Here is a 17,809-nt window from a genome sequence, read left to right as displayed (position 1 = left end):
AATAATGGGTGCATAATCCGCCACGGAGGTCATTCATGAAGTTCATTCGCCTGTTTTCCCCCTTGCTCTGGTCGGTCCTCATCCTGATGGCATTGTCTCCGAGGGCAGGTGCCGTTGAGCACCTCAGGCTTTCCACTACCACATCCACGGAAAACACCGGCCTGCTCGGGGTGCTGCTCCCCCCTTTCGAGCAGAGGAACCACTGCAAGGTGGACGTCATCGCCGTCGGCACCGGCAAGGCGCTCAAACTCGGCGAAGCAGGCGATGTGGATGCGGTACTGGTCCATGCGCGGAAGCTGGAGGACAAGTTCGTCGCCAGCGGTTACGGTATCAACCGCCGGGATATCATGTATAACGACTTCATCATCATCGGCCCGGCCAGCGATCCCGCGGGCGTCAGGAGTGCCCGGACCTCAGCCGAGGCGCTGCTCAGGATTCGCGCCAAGGAGTCCCCCTTTATCTCCCGCGGCGATGAATCAGGCACCCACCAGAAGGAAAAGGAGCTCTGGCAGGCCGCCGGGGTCAAACCCGCGGGCAACTGGTATCTGGAAACCGGCCAGGGGATGGGGGAGGTCATCATCATGACCACCCAGAGGCAGGGGTACACCCTCGCCGACCGCGGCACCTACAACGCCTTCAAAAAGAACAAGACCGATCTGGTCATCCTGTTCCAGGGAGAAAAGGGGCTTTTCAACCCCTACGGGGCCATTGCGGTGAATCCGAAGCGCTATCCGCATGCCAGGTATGACCTTGCCATGAAGTTCATCGACTACCTTACCGGAAAAGAGGGGCAGAAGATCATTACCGATTTCCGGGTGAATGGCGAACCGCTGTTCTTCGTCTACAGATAGGCGGAAACCCCATGTTTTTCTGGGAATCGCTGCAGACCGCCTTCAACCTGATAGGTTCTCTGGACCGGGAAGTCACGGCCGCAGTACGGACATCGCTCGCCGTTTCGGCCGGGGCAATCTGCATCTCTGCCCTGGCGGGAATCCCGGCCGGCGTTGCCATCGCCATCAACAACTTCCCGCTGAAACGGGCACTCCTCACTCTCCTCAACACCCTGATGGCCATGCCGACGGTCGTGATCGGCCTCCTGGTCTATGCCTTCATCAGCCGCCAGGGCCCGCTGGGCGAACTGGGGCTGCTCTTCACCCCGGCAGCCATGGTCATCGGACAGACCCTGCTGGCACTCCCCATCGTCATCCATTACTGCGTCAGCACCATCAAGGGGGCAGATCCCCGCATACTCCCGACAGTGGCCACCCTGGGGGCCGGCCCCATTCAGGGGACCATCCAGCTGGTCCGGGAGGTGCGCTTCGGCATCATGGCCGCAGTGATCGCCGCGTTCGGCAGGGTCATCGCCGAAGTCGGGGTGGCCATGATGCTGGGAGGGAATATCCGGGGTTACACCCGGACCATGACCACAGCCATCGCCATGGAAACCAGCAAGGGTGAATTCGCCTTCGGCCTCGCCCTCGGCGGCATCCTCATGGCCATTGCCTTTGCCGTAAACCTGATACTCAACCTCCTGCAGGAAAGGTAGCCGATGCCCCTTCTCTACAGCCTGCATGACGTTACCAAGGTGTTCGGCACGAGCGTCGTGCTCGACATCGACCATCTCTCCATAGAGGAAGGGACTCTTTACACCCTGACGGGCGCCAATGGCGCGGGAAAGAGCACCCTGCTCGCCATCCTCGCATTTCTCATCCCCCCTTCGTCCGGGCAGATCGCTTTTGTCGGCGAACCGGTCCGATGGACCAGATCCAGGCTGTGCCGACTGCGCCGCAACGTGACACTGCTCCATCAGGACCCCTACCTGCTCGACGCCAGCGTGGCAGGCAATGTGGCATTCGGCCTGAAAGTCCGGGGCAGCCGCGCCAGGAGTCGACGCGGCATCATTGAAGAGGCCCTGGCTGCCGTGGGGTTGTCGGGCCATGGGGAACGCCCGGCGCGGGAGCTGTCGGGCGGGCAGAAGCAACGCGTGGCCCTGGCGCGCGCCATTGCCGTCAAACCCCGCATGCTGCTGCTCGATGAGCCGTTTGCCAACATGGACAGGGAAAGCGCTGCAATCCTCGAATCCGTGATCACGGCGTTGCCTGCCCAGGGGACCTCGGTCCTCCTCACCACCCATGACCCGTCCCACCCGGACAGACTGGGAAACAGGAACATCCATCTGGTCGCAGGGAGGCTGGTCCCATAAAAAAACCCGCCGGGGTCGGCGGGTTTCGTGAACGTCTGGAGCATGTGGAGATCAGTACTTCGTATCCGCGTAGTCGACCCATCCCCCGGCCAGGACCAGCGCCTTGTCAAAAGGGGAGATCTCGAAACTGAAGCTCTCGCTCTTTCCCCCTCCGCTCACGGTGAGCGACTGGGCAGCGATATCGAGGCTCATGGCGACATCGGCATGGCCGGCATAGGCGAACAGGGCATCGATCTTTTCCTTGGGCAGTTCAATGGCTGCCATGCCGCAGTTGAACATGTTCTGGCGGAAGATCCTGGCAAAGGACTCGGCCACGACTGCGGTGACATCATTCACCTCAAAGACCCAGGGGGCGTGTTCACGCGAAGAACCGCAGCCGAAATTGGAGCGGCTGACAATGACCCGTGCCGCGCTGGTCTTTTCCCCCTTGGGATCGAAACCGGGGAGCTTGAGGTCCTCAAGGATGTAAGGTTTCAGGTCTTCCTTGGTAATCTCGGTCAGGTACTTGGCCGGGATGATCTCATCGGTATTGATGTCCGAACGGTCGAGAAAGAGGACAGGGCCTCCGAACTGTTTCATATGGTAACTCCTTGGCTGTGAAATGGCGGGACAGATCCTGGATGGCCCTTGTCACGGGCAACCGGGAACCCCCCTACAGGTACTTCCTCGGATCGGCGATCTTTCCTTCAATGGCGGTAGCGGCGCTGGTGGCCGGGGACATGAGATGGACCATCCCCCCCTTGCCCATGCGGCCCATGAAGTTCCGGTTGGTGGTCGAGGCGCAGACCTCCCCTTCCGCCAGGACACCGTTGCTCATGCCGAGACAGGCGCCGCAGGTGGGGTTGGTCACGCAGAATCCGGCCTCCATGAAGATATCGATCAGCCCCTCATGCAGGGCTTCCTGGTAAATCTTCGGGGTCGCGGGCGAGAGGATGGCGCGCACCGACGTATCGATCTTGCGCCCCTTGAGGATCCTGGCCGCAATCCGCAGGTCTTCGAGCCGGCCGTTGGTGCAGGAGCCGAGATAGACCTGGTCCACCGGCGTGCCGGCAATCTCGCTTATGGGCTTCACCTGGTCGGGCTTGTAGCCGAAGGTAACCGTCGGCTCCAGGTTGGAGAGGTCGAAATCGATGATCTTGTCGTATTCCGCGTCGTCATCGGACCGCCACTGCGCAAAGTCTGCCAGGGCCGCCTCTTTCGAAGCATAGTCGTTCTGGATGAAGGGCCAGAGATATTCCACTGTCACCATGTCGGGCATGCAGATGCCCGAGGTGCCCCCGGCCTCGATGGCCATGTTGGAGAGCGTCATACGGGATTCCATGGTCATGGCGTCCACCACTGGCCCGCGGAATTCCATGACCCTGTCAGTGGCGCCGTTGACGCCGACCTGGCCGATGAGATAGAGGATGACATCCTTGGCATAGACCCCTTTGGGCAGGGTACCGTTCAGGTTGAACCGGATGGTCTTCGGCTCGCGGAAGGCGCAGACCCCCTTGAGTATCCCCACCTCCAGGTCGGTGGTGCCGATGCCGGCGGCAAAGGCCCCGAAGGCGCCGTGGGTGCAGGTATGGGAATCGCCCATGATCACGGTATATCCCGGCCGAATATACCCCTTTTCCGGAAAGAGGGCATGGCAGACGCCATTGGCGCCGATGTCGAAGAAGTCCTTGATGTTGTGGCGTCGCGCCCAGTCACGCAGCATCTTGGCCTGGGTGGCGGTCTTGGTGTCCTTGCTCGGGGTGACGTGATCAACGACAGCCTTGATCCTGGAGGTATCGAAAACCCGGTCCTTCCCCCGCGCCATCAAATCGGCGATGGCAATGGGAGTGGTGATCTCGTGGCACATGACCACATCGAGTTTCAGCACCTTAGTGCCGGGGAATGGCTCGTCAACCAGGTGACTGGCAAAGATCTTTTCAGCTGTAGTCTTGCCCATAACAGATCCTTTCCGGATGGATATTCGCACTGAACGTGCGCTACTGTACTCCAAACCGTGTTTGCAAATCAACGGATTTTATCTCCGAATCCGCTTCTCATTTGCCTGTACGCCGGACAGATGCTATACTCGCCGGTAATTCAGGGCCAAGGAGAGACAACCCGTGACCGAACTCAGCTTTACCAGGACCAACGGACCGCTGGATCAGGAGATTGACCAGCTGATGCGCGACACCGGGGGCATCCACCATCCGGCGGTCGTCCGGGAAATGATCATCTCGGCACTCAAGGCAGGCCAGGAGACCGACTATCTCGCCGACCTGAAAATGCTCAACAACACCATGAAAGAGATGCGGTATACCAACAAGGTCTTTGCGCCGTACCGCCATAAGAAAAAGGTCACCATCTTCGGCTCGGCGAGGACGGAACCGGGCGAATTGATCTACCAGAAATGCATCCGCTTCAGCAACGAGCTGGCAAAAAAAGGCTACATGATCATCACCGGCGGCGGACCGGGGATCATGCAGGCGGGCAACGAAGGGGCAGGCAGCGAAAATTCCTTTGCCGTCAACATCCGGCTCCCATTCGAGCAGTCGCCCAACCCGGTCATGATCCAGAACCCCCGGCTCATCACCTACAAATATTTCTTCAACCGGAAGATCGCCTTTGTCAAGGAGGCGGATGCGCTGGCCGTTTTCCCCGGCGGATTCGGGACGCTGGACGAGGCGATGGAGGTCTTCACCCTCGTGCAGACCGGCAAAACCGCGCCAAAGCCCCTGGTGCTCATCGATGACGAAAGCGGCTACTGGGACCGCTGGTTCACCTTCATCAAAGAGGCGATGCTCGGCCGGGGCCTGATCTCCGCCGAGGATTTCTCCATCTTCACCATCACCCGGACGGAGATGGAGGCCATCGAGGTCATCGAAACCTTCTACCGCACCTACCACTCGCTCCGCTTTGTCGGCGGGCGGCTCATCATCAGGCTCAACAAAGAGCTTTCGAATGAGGATGTGGAAGTGCTCTGCTGCGAGTTCCCCGAAATCCGGCGGCCCGGGACGGGGATCACCCGTTGCGCCGCGCTCCCGGAGGAGGCTGACGAACCGGACCTGATGAAACTTCCCCGGCTTTCCCTTGAGTTCGACCACCAGCACTATGGGCTCCTCATTGCCTTCATCGGCCGGATAAACACCTTCTGAGCGCAGAAACAGGGTTGACAGCCCTCAGGACGCATGGTAGGTTTACACTGCAGTAAGTCTCGGATGCCTTTGCAGCACCAGAGAAGGCAAGTTCCCTGTTGGATCTTGGCACTTCCCTGCCGAAGAGTCCGGAAACTGCGGCAATCCCCACTCATCCGGCAGCATGACCGGAGCTGAAATGAAGGAGGTAGTTCATCAATGGCACAGGGAAAAGTGAAATGGTTCAACGATGCTAAGGGGTTCGGCTTTATCGAGCAGGAGAACGGTGACGACGTGTTCGTGCACTTCTCTGCCATCCAGGGAGAAGGTTTCAAGACTCTCACCGAAGGCCAGGCAGTAACCTTCGATGTCATCAACGGACCCAAGGGTCTCCAGGCTGCAAACGTCCGCAAGGCCTGACACACACAGCACACAAACGAACGAAAAGCCCTGCCGGCATACCGGCAGGGCTTTTCTTTTCACGACGCCATTTTTGTCCCGTTCACGACATCAATGAAGCGCTGTCCACACCCGCAGATATCCCCGCCGCCGCCAGATCAGCAAGAAGCCCAGAAACCCGGCAGCCACCACCGCTGTGCCACCCAGAGGATATTCCACTGCCAGCACTACGGGGGCCAGCATCACCCGGCAGCAGCTGCGCATCCACCCGTGCCGGGCGATAATCCGCGCCAGAGGAGGGCTGATGCGATAATAGCAGGCAACCGCCCAGCGCCCGACCCGGTTGGTGAGGAGCCATCGATCCCGAAACTCCCTGAGGAGCCGGACCTTGGGATGGAGATAGCTGCCATAAGCCGCAGTTGCAATAAAGCACCCACCTCCTCCGCTCTCCCCTGTCGAGCTGACCACCGTCGGTCCGGAAACCAGTGTTGGCGATTTTGCCGTGACAACCTGCGCATCCGTCAGGCTGGCGATCACCCCGGTCGGGTCCGCGGGGGTAGTCGTAGTCCCGGACAGGTTATTGCACAGCATGAGGACGACAGGGGTAGTGATGGACCAACCGGGAACGACAATGGTCGCCGTAACCGGGTCATAGGCGAACTCGCTGAAGCTGCCCGACCCATTCTGGCGGAAGGCAACCGCGGCCACACCGGACGGCTTGCCGGCAAAGGCAATCGTCAGCGTTGTCGACTGGGCCGTGACCGACTCATATTTGAGAAAGCTGAATGAGTAGTTGTTGGCCGGATAGCTGGAAACCGTTGTGGTCCCGGCAACGGTAGCCACTGGATGAATAAGGGAAATCTCGTCCAGGTGGCTCGCCCAGTTCTCCATGATGAACCGTTTCCCCAGCCCGATCAGGTGCTGGTCGATAGCCCCGCCGAGTACCGTGTCGATCACCGGGATCATGGGGATATCGCTGCCGTCTGCGGGGGGAGGGATCAGTTTCAGGTTCTCCCAGACACTCCGCACCACGGCCCGCCCGTTGATCTCGGCAAGGTAACGGTTGAACACCCAGCGGCCATAGCCTCCCCCGGTATAGACACTGGGAGAGATGTTCAGCGCAAGGCTGGGATTCTGCAGATAATAGGGCAGATAATCATACAGCTGGTTGACCGAGTCGTAGACCTCGTCCTCGATCCAGGTGGATGTGGCCTCGGCATACCAGGAATCGAAATAGAAGTTGTAGCCATACTGGATGCCGTGGTGGTACTCGTGGGCGGCCGTGACCTTGAGATACTGCAGTGGCATGTAACGGACCGGAAACTCCGCGTAATCGTTGTCGAGGGTGATGAAGCTGCTGTACGAGGTACTGCTCAGGGGGGTGTCTGACTGGGTGATCCCCAGGTAGGTGGCAACCTGGCCGCCAACGTTATTTTTCAGGTAGATGTCGTAGGGCTGTCCGCCAACCGTAGGAGCCGGCTGGTAGCCAAGGTCCAGAACCTCCCGGGTATAGATCGCCTCCATCACAGAGGCAACGGTCTCGACCCAGTCCGGAATGCCGTCGGCATTGGTATCGGCCAGCGGAGGGGCATCGTCGCCGCTTGTGGCATAGTGGATATGGAAATGGCCGTCGCCCGATTCGACGATCGCCTCTCCCGCCAGGACCGGCTTGGCAAGGTATTTTGCGAGCGTCTGCTGGGTTCCCGTCTCCAATAGGCTCCAGTCGCGCGTCACCCCTCGCCAGAGAAGGGTTCCGCACCGTTCGGACACACCCGATGTCCCGTTGGCGCTTTCCACACGCACACCGGCCACTGGCGACGTACCTTGGGACAACTCTCCGAAACGCTCCAGATAGTAGCGGTCAAGCGACCCGGCACCTGCAGCCGGGGCCAGCACTCCCCAGACCGCCACCATGAACATGCATCCGACAATTGCCCGTCGTTTCACTAATCCACCATCCGTTTCCCGGTTCGCACGGCCACCAGTGCCGATCTCCCCATCTCTACGCGCGCCTCTCGCCGTTGCCCCTTGACCGTGATCTCATAGGTGCCGGCCGGCACCGCCAGCACCAGGTAGCCGAGGCTGTCCGTACGTCCGGCCATCCGCCATGCACCGCGCCTGAGCTCCACGGCTGCACCGGCAACCGGCAGAAATCCGTCATGATCCGACAGCTTGCCACCGATATTCTGCACATAGCAGAAAACCACCACCCCGCCGGTACCACGCGGCAACCGCACAGCATCAGGGGATTCATCGACTATGATAATGGCAGGCAGATAACCGTCAGCCAGGCGAACCGCTGGCAGCCCGGCGACGCTCCCTTCCCGGAAGGCTGTCCCCTGGAAATACCAGCTCTGCAGAGCCCTCTGTTCAGCCGCGGCAGCGGTTCCGCAGGCCAGGGCGAACAGGAGTGCATATATGATGGTGGAGCGCTTCATGGGATACCTATTGTCATCGGCAGATACGCTGCTGACTTGCGCCCGAAAAAAGCAAATTCTAAGGAAAAAAGAAGGGGGTGCCTCCAGACACCCCCTTGTCGTGGAACAGTTGCTACCGGTAAGGCTAGAGCGCCTCGACGAAACGATCCTTCTGGGAGGAAAGGCGGTTCAGGGCGTTGATGTACGCCTTGGCCGAGGCCTCGATGATGTCCGTGGAGGAACCACGCCCGGTGACGGTTCTGTCGCCGTCAGCCACCCGCACGGTAACCTCGCCCTGGGCATCGGTACCGCCGGTGATAGAACCGACATTGTACTGCAGGAGCTTGCACTTGGTCTTGGTCAGCTTCTTGATCGCCTTGAGCGTGGCATCAACCGGGCCGTCCCCCAGTTCGGCGGTGCGGACCGCAATGCCGTCGATCTCCAACTGCACGGTCGAGGTAGCCACGGCAAACGAGCCGCAGGTGACAGTGATATGGTCGAGTTTGTACTTTTCGCTGGGTCGCATCACTTCGTCGGCGATCAGGGCATCCAGGTCCTCGTCGAAGACCTCCTTCTTCAGATCGGCCAGCGACTTGAACTTATCGAAGGCGCGGTTCATATCTTCTTCGGAAAGGTCGTAGCCCAGTTCCACCAGGCGCTTCTTGAAGGCATGGCGGCCGGAATGCTTGCCGAGCACCAGGACATTCGCCTTCAGACCGACCGATTCAGGGGTCATGATCTCGTAGGTCGATTTCTCCATCAACACACCATGCTGGTGGATGCCCGACTCGTGGGCAAAGGCGTTGGCGCCGACCACCGCCTTGTTGGGCTGCACGCCGATACCGGTAATGGTGGAGAGCAGCCGGCTCGCCGGCGTCAGCTGGTCGGTCTGCACGTTGGTGACAAAGGGGAGAATGTCGTTACGCGTCTTGAGGATCATGACGAACTCTTCCAGCGAGCAGTTGCCGGCCCGCTCACCAATACCGTTGATGGTGCATTCCACCTGGCCCGCACCGGCCTGGACCGCGGCGATCGAGTTGGCGACCGACAGCCCGAGATCGTTGTGGCAGTGGACGGATATCACCGCCTTGTCGATGTTGCGCACGTTATCCTTTAAGTGCTTGATGATGTTGAAGTACTCGAAGGGGATGGTGTAGCCGACCGTATCCGGGATGTTGACCGTGGTCGCCCCGGCATCGATGACCGCTTCCACCACCTCGACAAGGAAGTCGAGACGGGTCCGGACGGCATCCTCGCAGGAAAACTCCACGTTGGGGGTGTAGGAGCTGGCGCGCTTCACCGCCTTGACCGCCGCCTCCAGAACCTTCTTCGGCTCCATCTTCAGCTTGTATTTCATGTGGATATCGGAGGTGGCGATGAAGGTATGGATCCGCCCCTTGTCCCCGGCATACTTGAGCGCTTCCCAGGCCCGGTCGATATCCTTGTCGCTGGAGCGGCAGAGGCCGGCAATCTCGGGGCCCTTGATGGTCTGGGCAATCCGCTTGACCGCCTCGAAATCTCCCTCCGATGCGATGGGGAATCCCGCTTCGATGACGTCGACATTCAGTTTTTGAAGCTGTTTGGCTACCCGCAGTTTCTCCTCAATGTTCATACTGTTGCCGGGCGACTGCTCACCGTCACGCAGCGTGGTATCAAAGATCCTGATCAGCTGCTGCTCGTCTTTTTTCTTTGCCTTTGCCATGCTCGTTACCTCCTCGTATTTACCCACAAACGAAAAAAAACCTCTGCCCCAAACATGGGGCAGAGGTTATCTCCGCGGTACCACCCATTTCACCGATCCATTGCATCTCTGCTGACATGCTCCGTACGGAACGCGCAAAGAATCTCTGGAAAGGCCTTATTTCGCCCGTTACGTTGGCGCTACGTCTCCGACTACCGGGGCTTCCCCCCTCGCGGGAGCGGCTCTGAGGCGAGTTCATCCCTTCTTGGACCGGTTCGCACCACCCACCGGCTCTCTTGACCAAGGGTCAGGATTACTACTCCTCTTCACTGCCTTTGCTGATTTTAACCGAGAGTAAATAAAACAGCAGTTTGTTGTCAAGTAATAAAATCGAATGGCGTAAAGATATTCACAGACCCGCATAAAATGGGATGTCGGCTCAGGGCGTCCCGGCAGCCGGATATCCCGGCCGGTCGTTCAAAGATTGCGGGAGGTTTCATGCCCTTTATGGATAGCCTTTTCCAGCCGCCGGCGCCGCGGCCAGGTCACGAAAAAGGCGATGGGACCTGAAAGGATATAGCAGAGAAAGATCACGAACAGCATCAGCACCGGCTCGGCAGCCACGACGATGAAGAGCAGAACCGCCAGGACCAGGAAGCCGAACGGTTGCCGCTTGATCAGCTCGGGGTCCTTGAAGGAGTAGTACTTGACGTTGGAGACCATCAGGAAGGCGAGGAAATAGATGAGTGCCAAGATCGCCAGCTTCTTGAAGGAGCTGGGCCAGCCGAAATGGTAGAACAAAAGCACGGTCGCCGAGACCATGCTGGCAGCCGCCGGCGTGGGGAGACCAATGAAGCGCTTGCTTTCCACCGTGTTGACCTGGACATTGAAGCGCGCCAGGCGCAGGGCAGCGCAGGCGACAAAAAGAAAGGCCGCCACCCAACCGAGCCGCCCGAAGGGGCGCAGGGCCCAGGCGTACATGAGCAGCCCCGGCGTCACTCCGAAGGAGACCACGTCGGCAAGGGAGTCGTACTCGACGCCGAATTTGCTGGTGGTGCCGGTAGCCCTGGCAACCTTGCCATCCAGTCCGTCAAAGATGGAGGAGGCGAGTATCCAGATGGCAGCGGTCCGGTAATCGCCGGAGAGGGTCGCCACCATGCTGTAGAAGCCGGCAAACAGGCTGCCGGTGGTGAACAGGTTGGGGAGGATGTAGATCCCCTTCCGAATGCTTTCGCTGCGGTCAACCTTTTCCGTATCGTTGTTCACGGCAGGATCCCCAGAATCGTTTCGCCAGCAACGGTCGTGTCGCCCATTTTCACCCTGACGACGGTCTCTTTCGGCAGGTAGACGTCGAGCCGCGAGCCGAAACGGATCAGCCCGTAGCGCTTCCCCCGTACCAGCGGGGTACCCTTTTCCGCATAGCAGACGATCCGCCGGGCGATGAGTCCCGCCACCTGCACAACCACCAGTTTCCATCCCTTTGCCGTTTCCAGCACCAGCCCCTTCTGCTCGTTCTCGAAGGTGGCCCGTTCATCGCGCACATCCAGGAACTTCCCCCGGATGTAGAAGGTATCCGTTACCGTGCTGGTAACGGGCACCCGGTTGATATGCACGTTGAAGACCGACATGAAGATGCTGATCTTGGTCGTTTCCTTCCCCAGGTGTTCCTCGAAGGCATCGCCCAGATAGATGACCTTCCCGTCCGCCGGTGCCAGGACGGCGTTCTCGTCGCCAGGGACCGTCCGTTGCGGGTTCCTGAAAAAGTAGAGGATGAAGAGGGTCAAGACCAGCGCCGCCAGGGCCGGCAACAGCCAGTGTAGCAGCAAGAGAACCACGGTAAGGAGGGCACCGCCGAGGATAAAGGGGATGCCTTCCATCGCCACGGGAGTAGAGTTGTTGCGCATCAGGCTGAGTTTTCCTTTCCGGTGCAAACCGCAAAGAGGCCGGCCCGGGAAATCCCCAGGTCCGGCCTCTCAGAACGGGGTCGGAATAATCAGTTCTTGGTCTTGTCCACGATCTTCGAATTGCCGATCCAGGCCATCATGGAGCGAAGCCGTGCACCGACCTCCTCGATGGGGTGATCGGCTGCCTGACGACGCAGGGCATTGAAGACCGGCTTGTTGGCCTGGTTCTCCAGCATCCACTCACGGGCGAATTCGCCGTTCTGGATTTCGGTGAGGATCTGGCGCATCTCGTCCTTGGTATCTTCGGTGATGACGCGCGGTCCACGGGTCAGATCGCCATATTCCGCGGTATTGGAGACCGAGTAGCGCATATTGGCGATGCCGCCTTCGTAGATCAGGTCGACGATCAACTTGGTCTCGTGGAGACACTCGAAATACGCCATCTCGGGGGAGTACCCCGCTTCCACCAGGGTCTCGTAGCCGGCCTGGATGAGGGCGGTGATGCCGCCGCAGAGCACGGCCTGCTCGCCGAACAGGTCGGTCTCGGTCTCTTCCTTGAAGGAGGTCTGGATGATGCCGGCGCGGCCGGCACCGATGGCGCATGCATAGGCCATGGCGATCTCCTTGGTGTTGCCGGCCGGATCATGATGGATCGCGATCAGGGCGGGCACGCCGCCACCCTTCTGGTACTCGTGGCGCACCAGGTGGCCCGGTCCCTTGGGGGCAACCATGAAGACGTTGACATCGCTACGCGGCACGATCTGGCCGTAGTGGATGTTGAAGCCGTGGGCAAACATCAGGTAGGCGCCCTGCTTGAGGTTCGGAGCGATCGCCTCGCGATAGATGCCGCCCTGAAGCTCGTCCGGGAGCAGGATAACGATAATATCGGCATTAGCCGTTGCAGTACCGGCATCGGAAACCGTAAAACCGGCAGTCTCCGCCTTCTTGTAGTTGTCACTTCCCGGAAGCTCACCAACAATGACGTCGACGCCGCTCTCCTTGAGGTTGTTGGCGTGTGCATGTCCCTGGCTGCCATAACCGATGATGGCAATCTTCTTCCCCTTCAGTATCGCGGGGTTGCTGTCCTTCTCGTAATAGATCTGCATCTTCTTCCTCCCTTGTGTGTTGAACATCATCTATCGAGCTTGCATCCGCCGGGCAGTGCCACGATGCGGAGTCGATAACGGTTACCCTTTCCACCCCTTGGCGCCCCGGCCGATGGCCACCGGCCCGGTCCTGACCAGTTCCTTCAGGCCGAGCGGACGGAGCAGTTCGAGGATGGCGTCGATCTTGACCGGCGATCCGGTTGCCTCGATGGTGTAGGAGCGGGGTGTGACATCAATGATCTTGGCGCGGAAGATGTCGACGATCCGCAGCACCTCGGCCCTGCTTTCGTCTTCCGCAGTTACCTTGATCAGGGCCATCTCCCGGTCGATGGCGCTGCCATCGGTGAAATCGATGACCTTGATGACGTCGATCAGCTTGTTGAGCTGCTTGGTGATCTGCTCCAGGATCTGGTCATCCCCCCGGGTGACCAGGGTCATCCGGGAGATCGTCTCGTCGTTGGTTGGTGCCACGGAGAGCGAATCAATGTTGAAGCCGCGGCCGGAAAAAAGGGCCGCAACCCGCGACAGCACCCCGAACTCGTTTTCGACCAGCACGGAAATCGTATGCTTCATGAGGAATAACCTCCTCCTAAAAAATAGTGTTTATCGCGGCACAGCAAAAGGCTCCGGATGCAAGGCGCGCCAGGAGCAGGGCGCGAGGCGTACATCAGTACGTTGAGCGCCGTGCGACGCAGAGCAACGCCGCAGCCGGACCTTTGGCGAAGCCACCTAGGCGTTGAGAACCATCTCGTTCAGGGATGCCCCTGCGGGCACCATGGGGAGGACCTTCTCCTCCCGTGCGACCTTGAACTCCATGATCACCGGTCCCTTTTCGGCAAACCCCTGCTTGATGACGCTCTCGACCTCGTCCGGCCTGGTCGCCTGGAACCCCTTGGCGCCGAACGCCTCTGCCAGCTTGATGAAGTCGATGGGGAGCTCCATGCAGGTCTGCGAGTAGCGCTTGTCGAAAAAGAGCTCCTGCCACTGCCGCACCATGCCGAGGAAATTGTTGTTGAGGATGCAGATTTTCACCGGCAGGCGATTCTGCACCATGGTGGCGATCTCCTGCATGTTCATCTGGAAACCGCCATCACCGCAGACCACGATCACCTGGCGCTTGGGAAATGCCGCCTGTGCGCCCATGGCTGCCGGAAGACCGTAACCCATGGTGCCCAGCCCCCCCGACGACAGGAGCGTGCGCGGTTTGGTAAAGGTGAAGAACTGGGCGGTCCACATCTGATGCTGTCCCACGTCGGTCGCCATGATGGCGTCGGGCTCGGAGAGCTCACGCAGCTTCTCGATGACGTATTGGGGCTTGATCACCGTGGCGGCATGCTTGTAGGTCAGGGGGTGCTTGGCCTTCCAGCCGTCGATCTCCTCCTGCCAGGGCTTGATCGCCTCCTTGAACGCCTTCACCTTCTCCGGGTGGGCTTCGACCTCCTTGATCATCTTGAAGAGCACGTCCTTCACGTCACCGACAATGGGGAGATCGACCCGCACGTTCTTCTTGATGGAGGTCGGGTCCACGTCGATGTGGATGATCCTGGCATGGGGGGCAAAGGTGGTCAGTTTGCCGGTAACCCGGTCGTCGAACCGCGCCCCGATGGCCACCAGCACATCGGTATAGGTCATGGCCATGTTGGCGTAATATGTGCCGTGCATCCCCAGCATGCGCAGGGAATTGGGACTGTCCTCGGGATAGGCACCCAGCCCCATGAGGGTCGTGGTCACCGGTACGTTCAGGGTCGTGCAGAGCTTGGTCAGTTCCTCCGAGGCGTTGCCGGAAATGACCCCGCCCCCCACGTAGATCACCGGCTTTTTTGCCGCCAAAAGCATCTCCATGGCCCGTTCGATCTGCTTCGGATGCCCTTCGATGGTCGGCTTGTACCCCCGGATATCCACATGTTCCGGATATTTGAATTCGGTCTGGGCGATCTGCACATCCTTGGGGATGTCGACCAGCACCGGACCCGGCCGGCCGCTGCGGGCGATGTAGAAAGCCTTCTTGAGGATGGTCGCCAGCTCCTTCACGTCGCGCACCAGGAAGTTGTGCTTGGTGCAGGGGCGCGTGATGCCGATGATGTCGACCTCCTGGAAGGCGTCGTTGCCGATGAGCGGCGTCGGCACCTGGCCGGTGATCACCACCAGCGGCACCGAATCCATGTAGGCAGTGGCGATGCCGGTCACCGTGTTGGTGGCTCCCGGACCGGAGGTGGCAATGGCAACCCCGACCCGGCCGCTCGCCCGGGCATAGCCGTCTGCCGCATGAACACCCCCCTGCTCGTGGCGAGGGAGGATATGGCGGATCTCCTTGAAGCTGAAGATCTCGTCGTAGATATTGATAACCGTGCCGCCGGGATAGCCGAAGACCGTATCGACCCCTTCCCGCTTCAGGCACTCCAGAAGTATGCGTGCTCCATTCATTTTCATATGGTTCCCTCCCCTAGACAGGGATACATACCGCAGGGCCGCAGACACTGACCTGACGGGCAGATTCCGCTCGCCCCTGCAGATTATGGTTTGATCACAATTATTCCGCCGTAGTGACCGCGCCGGTATGCGCCGATGTGACAACTTTCGCATACCGTGCCAGCCAGCCCCCCTTGATCTTCGGCTCAGGGGCCTTCCATTCGGCCTTCCGGGTCGCAAGGACCGTTTCATCGACCATGAGTGTCAGTGTGCGGTTGGGGATGTCCAAAAGGATCCGGTCGCCGTCCCGCACCAGCGCGATCGGGCCACCCTCTGCCGCCTCGGGCGAAATATGCCCGATGCAGGGACCGCGGGTGCCGCCGGAAAAGCGGCCATCGGTGATCAGGGCAACGCTGTCGCCCAGCCCCATCCCCATGATGGCGGCAGTCGGCGCGAGCATCTCCCGCATCCCCGGCCCCCCCTTGGGCCCCTCGTAGCGGATCACCACCACGTCGCCGGACTTGATCCGGCCTTCCATGATGGCCGCCATCGCCAGTTCCTCTGCATCGAAGCAGCGGGCCGTCCCCTCGAACTTCATCATGGCCGCCGATACGCCCGACTGCTTGACGACAGCCCCCTTCGGCGCGATATTGCCGAAGAGGACTGCTATCCCTCCTTCTTTCTTGACCGGATCGGTGAGCGGCCTGATGACCGTCTCGTCCACCTGCTCGATGCTTGCCGCGATCTGCCTGGTGGAGAGCCCCAACACCGTCGGGTTGTCGAGAATCTTGTCGCCGAGTTGCTTGAGCACGCCGGCAACGCCGCCGGCAACATCGAGATCCTCCATGAAGTGCTCGCCGGCAGGGTTCATGGAAGCGATCTGCGGTGTATCCTTGGCCAGCGTGTCGAAGGTCTCCAGCGGCAGGTCGACGCCGGCCTCGCGGGCAATGGCCAGAAGGTGCAGAACAGTATTGGATGACCCGCCCAGCGCCAGGTCGACCCGGATGGCATTTTCGAATGCCGCCCTGGTCAGGATCTTGCGGGGTGTCAGGTCGTTGTTGACCATCTCGACGATCTTTTCGCCGGAGGCAAAGGCGATGCGCCGCTTCAGCGCCGAAACGGCAAGAGCGGTACCGCAACGGGGCAGGCTCATGCCGAGGGTTTCGGTAAGGATCGCCATGGTATTTGCGGTAAAGAGCCCCTGGCAGGAACCCATGCCAGGGCAGGCGTTGTCTTCGCAGACCTGCAGCTCCTTGGCGTCGATGACGCCGGCCTTGTAGCGGGCCATGGCCTCGAAGGTGTCGCTGACGAACGAATATCTCCGGTTCCCTTCGCCGCGGCCGGAGAGCATCGGCCCGGCTGTCACCACGATACAGGGGATGTCGAGCCTGGCTGCGGCCATCAGCATGCCGGGGGTGATCTTGTCGCAGTTGGTGAGCAGTACCAGGCCGTCCAGCCGGTGCGCCTCGGCCACCGACTCCACCATGTCGGCAATCAGCTCACGGGTCGGCAGGGAATAGTGCATCCCCTTGTGCCCCATGGCGATCCCGTCACAGACGCCGGGGATGCCGAAGAAAAAGGCATAGCCGCCGCCGGAATGGACCCCCTTCTCGATGAACCGCTCCAAGTCGCGCATCCCGACATGGCCCGGGATCAGGTCGGTGAAACTGGTGGCCACGCCGATGAACGGCTTGGAGAATTCGCTCTGCGGCACCCCGGTCCCCTTGATCAAGGCCCGGTGAGGCGTCCGCTCAAGTCCCTGTTTAATCATGTCGCTGCGCATGGATCACTCCGAAGTCGTGGTAATGCCTGGCAAGATGGCGGAAAAAAGTGAACATAGAAAATAACGCATTTGACGGATGCCTGTCAATATCAATAAAAAACCGTTATACGGATTCCCGTCGCTGCCTGGCCATTTCCGCCTCGGATGCCCGGATATAGGTGGGCAGCAGAGAGGCGGGGGAGATCTGTACGCCGCGTTGCAGCAGGGCCAGGGCCAGGGTTGCGCCGTGGGACGCACGGGGGGTATGGGCATAGGCAGGTGCGAAAACGGCCAGGCTGCCCAGGGACGCTGCGATCTGGTCGCGATAGCGCACCGCACCGTCGCCGAGGAACAGGGCCGGCTCGGTTATCCGCGCGGGCAGGTCGGCGGGGGAAAGGACCGCATCGGGTGCGGCCGATCTAAGCGACTCGCCGAAACGGTAGAAGCCGGCGTAGACCTCGTCCTTGCGGGCATCGAAGAGCGGGCATATCAGCCGATCGGCCATGGGGACATTCAGGGCCAGCATGGCAAGGGAGGAAAACCCGGCAATCGGCTTACCCGTGGCAAGCGCCATCCCTTTCACCGCCCCGAGCCCCACCCGCAGCCCGGTAAAGGCACCCGGCCCGATGGAAACCCCGAAACCGTCCATGTCGCCCAGACAGAGGCGGCACCCGGCCAAGAGGCTGTCGATACAATCGAAGAGCCGCGACGAAAGGGCCGGGCCCCCTGCCAGCAGGTACTCCCCCACGAGTCGCTCGCCGTCGGTAATGGCCACGCTGCACACAGACGTGGCCGTGTCGATGGTCAGGAGTCTCATG

17 protein-coding genes and 1 other annotated feature are annotated in these 17,809 nt (G+C 60.4%); of the genes, 5 read left to right on the top strand and 12 right to left on the bottom strand.

Translation table 11 applies throughout. The features are described 5' to 3' along the window. Nucleotides 1-35: 35 nt before the first annotated feature. The 3 genes from GJT30_17215 to GJT30_17205 are packed head-to-tail and all read left to right on the top strand — an operon-like array spanning nt 36 to nt 2,203. Entirely contained in the window at nt 36-851 is an 816-nt protein-coding gene (locus GJT30_17215) for a tungsten ABC transporter substrate-binding protein (GenBank protein ID MSM41361.1), read from the top strand. 11 nt (nt 852-862) lie between these two features. Next, nucleotides 863-1,546 (top strand): ABC transporter permease subunit, encoded by a 684-nt coding sequence (locus tag GJT30_17210; protein ID MSM41360.1) that lies wholly within the window; start codon nt 863-865, stop codon nt 1,544-1,546. A gap of 3 nt (nt 1,547-1,549) precedes the next feature. Further along, nucleotides 1,550-2,203, top strand: coding sequence for an ATP-binding cassette domain-containing protein (locus GJT30_17205; protein MSM41359.1), 654 nt, complete (start codon nt 1,550-1,552; stop codon nt 2,201-2,203). Between the two features lie 51 nt (nt 2,204-2,254). Here GJT30_17205 and GJT30_17200 read toward each other — a convergent pair whose 3' ends face one another. Then, the gene (locus tag GJT30_17200; GenBank protein ID MSM41358.1) at nt 2,255-2,782 is read right to left on the bottom strand and encodes a 3-isopropylmalate dehydratase small subunit; all 528 of its coding nucleotides are present in this window, start codon (nt 2,780-2,782) and stop codon (nt 2,255-2,257) included. Nucleotides 2,783-2,855: 73 nt separating this feature from the next. Then, nucleotides 2,856-4,139, bottom strand: coding sequence for a homoaconitate hydratase family protein (locus GJT30_17195; GenBank protein ID MSM41357.1), 1,284 nt, complete (start codon nt 4,137-4,139; stop codon nt 2,856-2,858). A 223-nt stretch (nt 4,140-4,362) separates the two neighbouring features. On the opposite strand from GJT30_17195, the gene GJT30_17190 reads away from it, so the two are divergent. Together GJT30_17190 and GJT30_17185 are read left to right on the top strand one after the other, a co-directional pair. Then, nucleotides 4,363-5,334, top strand: a complete 972-nt coding sequence (locus GJT30_17190; GenBank protein ID MSM41356.1) for a TIGR00730 family Rossman fold protein — start codon at nt 4,363-4,365, stop codon at nt 5,332-5,334. Between the two features lie 198 nt (nt 5,335-5,532). Continuing rightward, nucleotides 5,533-5,733: a cold-shock protein gene (locus tag GJT30_17185; GenBank protein MSM41355.1), complete on the top strand. Its 201-nt coding sequence runs from the start codon at nt 5,533-5,535 to the stop codon at nt 5,731-5,733. Between the two features lie 90 nt (nt 5,734-5,823). Here GJT30_17185 and GJT30_17180 read toward each other — a convergent pair whose 3' ends face one another. From GJT30_17180 to tsaB, 10 genes are all read right to left on the bottom strand, one after another. Continuing rightward, on the bottom strand, nt 5,824-7,659 hold the full coding sequence (locus GJT30_17180; protein ID MSM41354.1) for a hypothetical protein: 1,836 nt from the start codon (nt 7,657-7,659) through the stop codon (nt 5,824-5,826). Further along, entirely contained in the window at nt 7,659-8,150 is a 492-nt protein-coding gene (locus GJT30_17175; protein MSM41353.1) for a hypothetical protein, read from the bottom strand. Before GJT30_17175 ends, GJT30_17180 begins: the two co-directional genes overlap by 1 nt. Before the next feature lie 124 nt (nt 8,151-8,274). Next, complete coding sequence (locus tag GJT30_17170) at nt 8,275-9,831, bottom strand: 2-isopropylmalate synthase (protein ID MSM41352.1); 1,557 nt, start codon at nt 9,829-9,831, stop codon at nt 8,275-8,277. A 52-nt stretch (nt 9,832-9,883) separates the two neighbouring features. After that, nucleotides 9,884-10,149 (bottom strand) — a binding site (T-box leader). Nucleotides 10,150-10,287: 138 nt separating this feature from the next. Then, nucleotides 10,288-11,037 (bottom strand): CDP-diacylglycerol--serine O-phosphatidyltransferase, encoded by a 750-nt coding sequence (gene pssA, locus GJT30_17165; protein MSM41351.1) that lies wholly within the window; start codon nt 11,035-11,037, stop codon nt 10,288-10,290. 35 nt (nt 11,038-11,072) lie between these two features. Next, nucleotides 11,073-11,714 carry a phosphatidylserine decarboxylase family protein gene (locus tag GJT30_17160; GenBank protein MSM41350.1) on the bottom strand — a complete coding sequence of 214 codons (642 nt, stop codon included), beginning with the start codon at nt 11,712-11,714 and terminating at the stop codon, nt 11,073-11,075. Between the two features lie 89 nt (nt 11,715-11,803). Then, entirely contained in the window at nt 11,804-12,820 is a 1,017-nt protein-coding gene (ilvC, locus tag GJT30_17155; protein ID MSM41349.1) for a ketol-acid reductoisomerase, read from the bottom strand. Nucleotides 12,821-12,901: 81 nt separating this feature from the next. After that, nucleotides 12,902-13,393, bottom strand: coding sequence for an acetolactate synthase small subunit (gene ilvN, locus GJT30_17150; GenBank protein MSM41348.1), 492 nt, complete (start codon nt 13,391-13,393; stop codon nt 12,902-12,904). A gap of 156 nt (nt 13,394-13,549) precedes the next feature. Further along, nucleotides 13,550-15,250: a biosynthetic-type acetolactate synthase large subunit gene (ilvB, locus tag GJT30_17145; protein ID MSM41347.1), complete on the bottom strand. Its 1,701-nt coding sequence runs from the start codon at nt 15,248-15,250 to the stop codon at nt 13,550-13,552. A 100-nt stretch (nt 15,251-15,350) separates the two neighbouring features. Beyond that, nucleotides 15,351-17,012, bottom strand: a complete 1,662-nt coding sequence (ilvD, locus tag GJT30_17140) for a dihydroxy-acid dehydratase (protein MSM41346.1) — start codon at nt 17,010-17,012, stop codon at nt 15,351-15,353. Between the two features lie 103 nt (nt 17,013-17,115). Then, nucleotides 17,116-17,808 carry a tRNA (adenosine(37)-N6)-threonylcarbamoyltransferase complex dimerization subunit type 1 TsaB gene (gene tsaB / locus GJT30_17135; GenBank protein MSM41345.1) on the bottom strand — a complete coding sequence of 231 codons (693 nt, stop codon included), beginning with the start codon at nt 17,806-17,808 and terminating at the stop codon, nt 17,116-17,118. Nucleotide 17,809: the final 1 nt, after the last annotated feature.

It is taken from the genome of Geobacter sp., assembly GCA_009684525.1.
In the GTDB taxonomy this organism is placed as follows: Bacteria; Desulfobacterota; Desulfuromonadia; order Geobacterales; family DSM-12255; genus Geoanaerobacter.
Note: the sequence above shows the minus strand (reverse complement) of the source record. Positions and strands in the feature narration are given on the sequence as shown.

What these genes read in the sequence shown, in the direction of transcription:
- GJT30_17215 (MSM41361.1), top strand. Translation starts at nt 36, where the DNA reads ATGAAGTTCATTCGCCTGTTTTCCCCCTTGCTCTGGTCGGTCCTCATC.
- GJT30_17210 (MSM41360.1), top strand. Translation starts at nt 863, where the DNA reads ATGTTTTTCTGGGAATCGCTGCAGACCGCCTTCAACCTGATAGGTTCT.
- GJT30_17205 (MSM41359.1), top strand. Translation starts at nt 1,550, where the DNA reads ATGCCCCTTCTCTACAGCCTGCATGACGTTACCAAGGTGTTCGGCACG.
- GJT30_17200 (MSM41358.1), bottom strand. Translation starts at nt 2,782, where the DNA reads ATGAAACAGTTCGGAGGCCCTGTCCTCTTTCTCGACCGTTCGGACATC.
- GJT30_17195 (MSM41357.1), bottom strand. Translation starts at nt 4,139, where the DNA reads ATGGGCAAGACTACAGCTGAAAAGATCTTTGCCAGTCACCTGGTTGAC.
- GJT30_17190 (MSM41356.1), top strand. Translation starts at nt 4,363, where the DNA reads ATGCGCGACACCGGGGGCATCCACCATCCGGCGGTCGTCCGGGAAATG.
- GJT30_17185 (MSM41355.1), top strand. Translation starts at nt 5,533, where the DNA reads ATGGCACAGGGAAAAGTGAAATGGTTCAACGATGCTAAGGGGTTCGGC.
- GJT30_17175 (MSM41353.1), bottom strand. Translation starts at nt 8,150, where the DNA reads ATGAAGCGCTCCACCATCATATATGCACTCCTGTTCGCCCTGGCCTGC.
- GJT30_17170 (MSM41352.1), bottom strand. Translation starts at nt 9,831, where the DNA reads ATGGCAAAGGCAAAGAAAAAAGACGAGCAGCAGCTGATCAGGATCTTT.
- GJT30_17160 (MSM41350.1), bottom strand. Translation starts at nt 11,714, where the DNA reads ATGCGCAACAACTCTACTCCCGTGGCGATGGAAGGCATCCCCTTTATC.
- ilvC (MSM41349.1), bottom strand. Translation starts at nt 12,820, where the DNA reads ATGCAGATCTATTACGAGAAGGACAGCAACCCCGCGATACTGAAGGGG.
- ilvN (MSM41348.1), bottom strand. Translation starts at nt 13,393, where the DNA reads ATGAAGCATACGATTTCCGTGCTGGTCGAAAACGAGTTCGGGGTGCTG.
- ilvB (MSM41347.1), bottom strand. Translation starts at nt 15,250, where the DNA reads ATGAAAATGAATGGAGCACGCATACTTCTGGAGTGCCTGAAGCGGGAA.
- ilvD (MSM41346.1), bottom strand. Translation starts at nt 17,012, where the DNA reads ATGCGCAGCGACATGATTAAACAGGGACTTGAGCGGACGCCTCACCGG.
- tsaB (MSM41345.1), bottom strand. Translation starts at nt 17,808, where the DNA reads ATGAGACTCCTGACCATCGACACGGCCACGTCTGTGTGCAGCGTGGCC.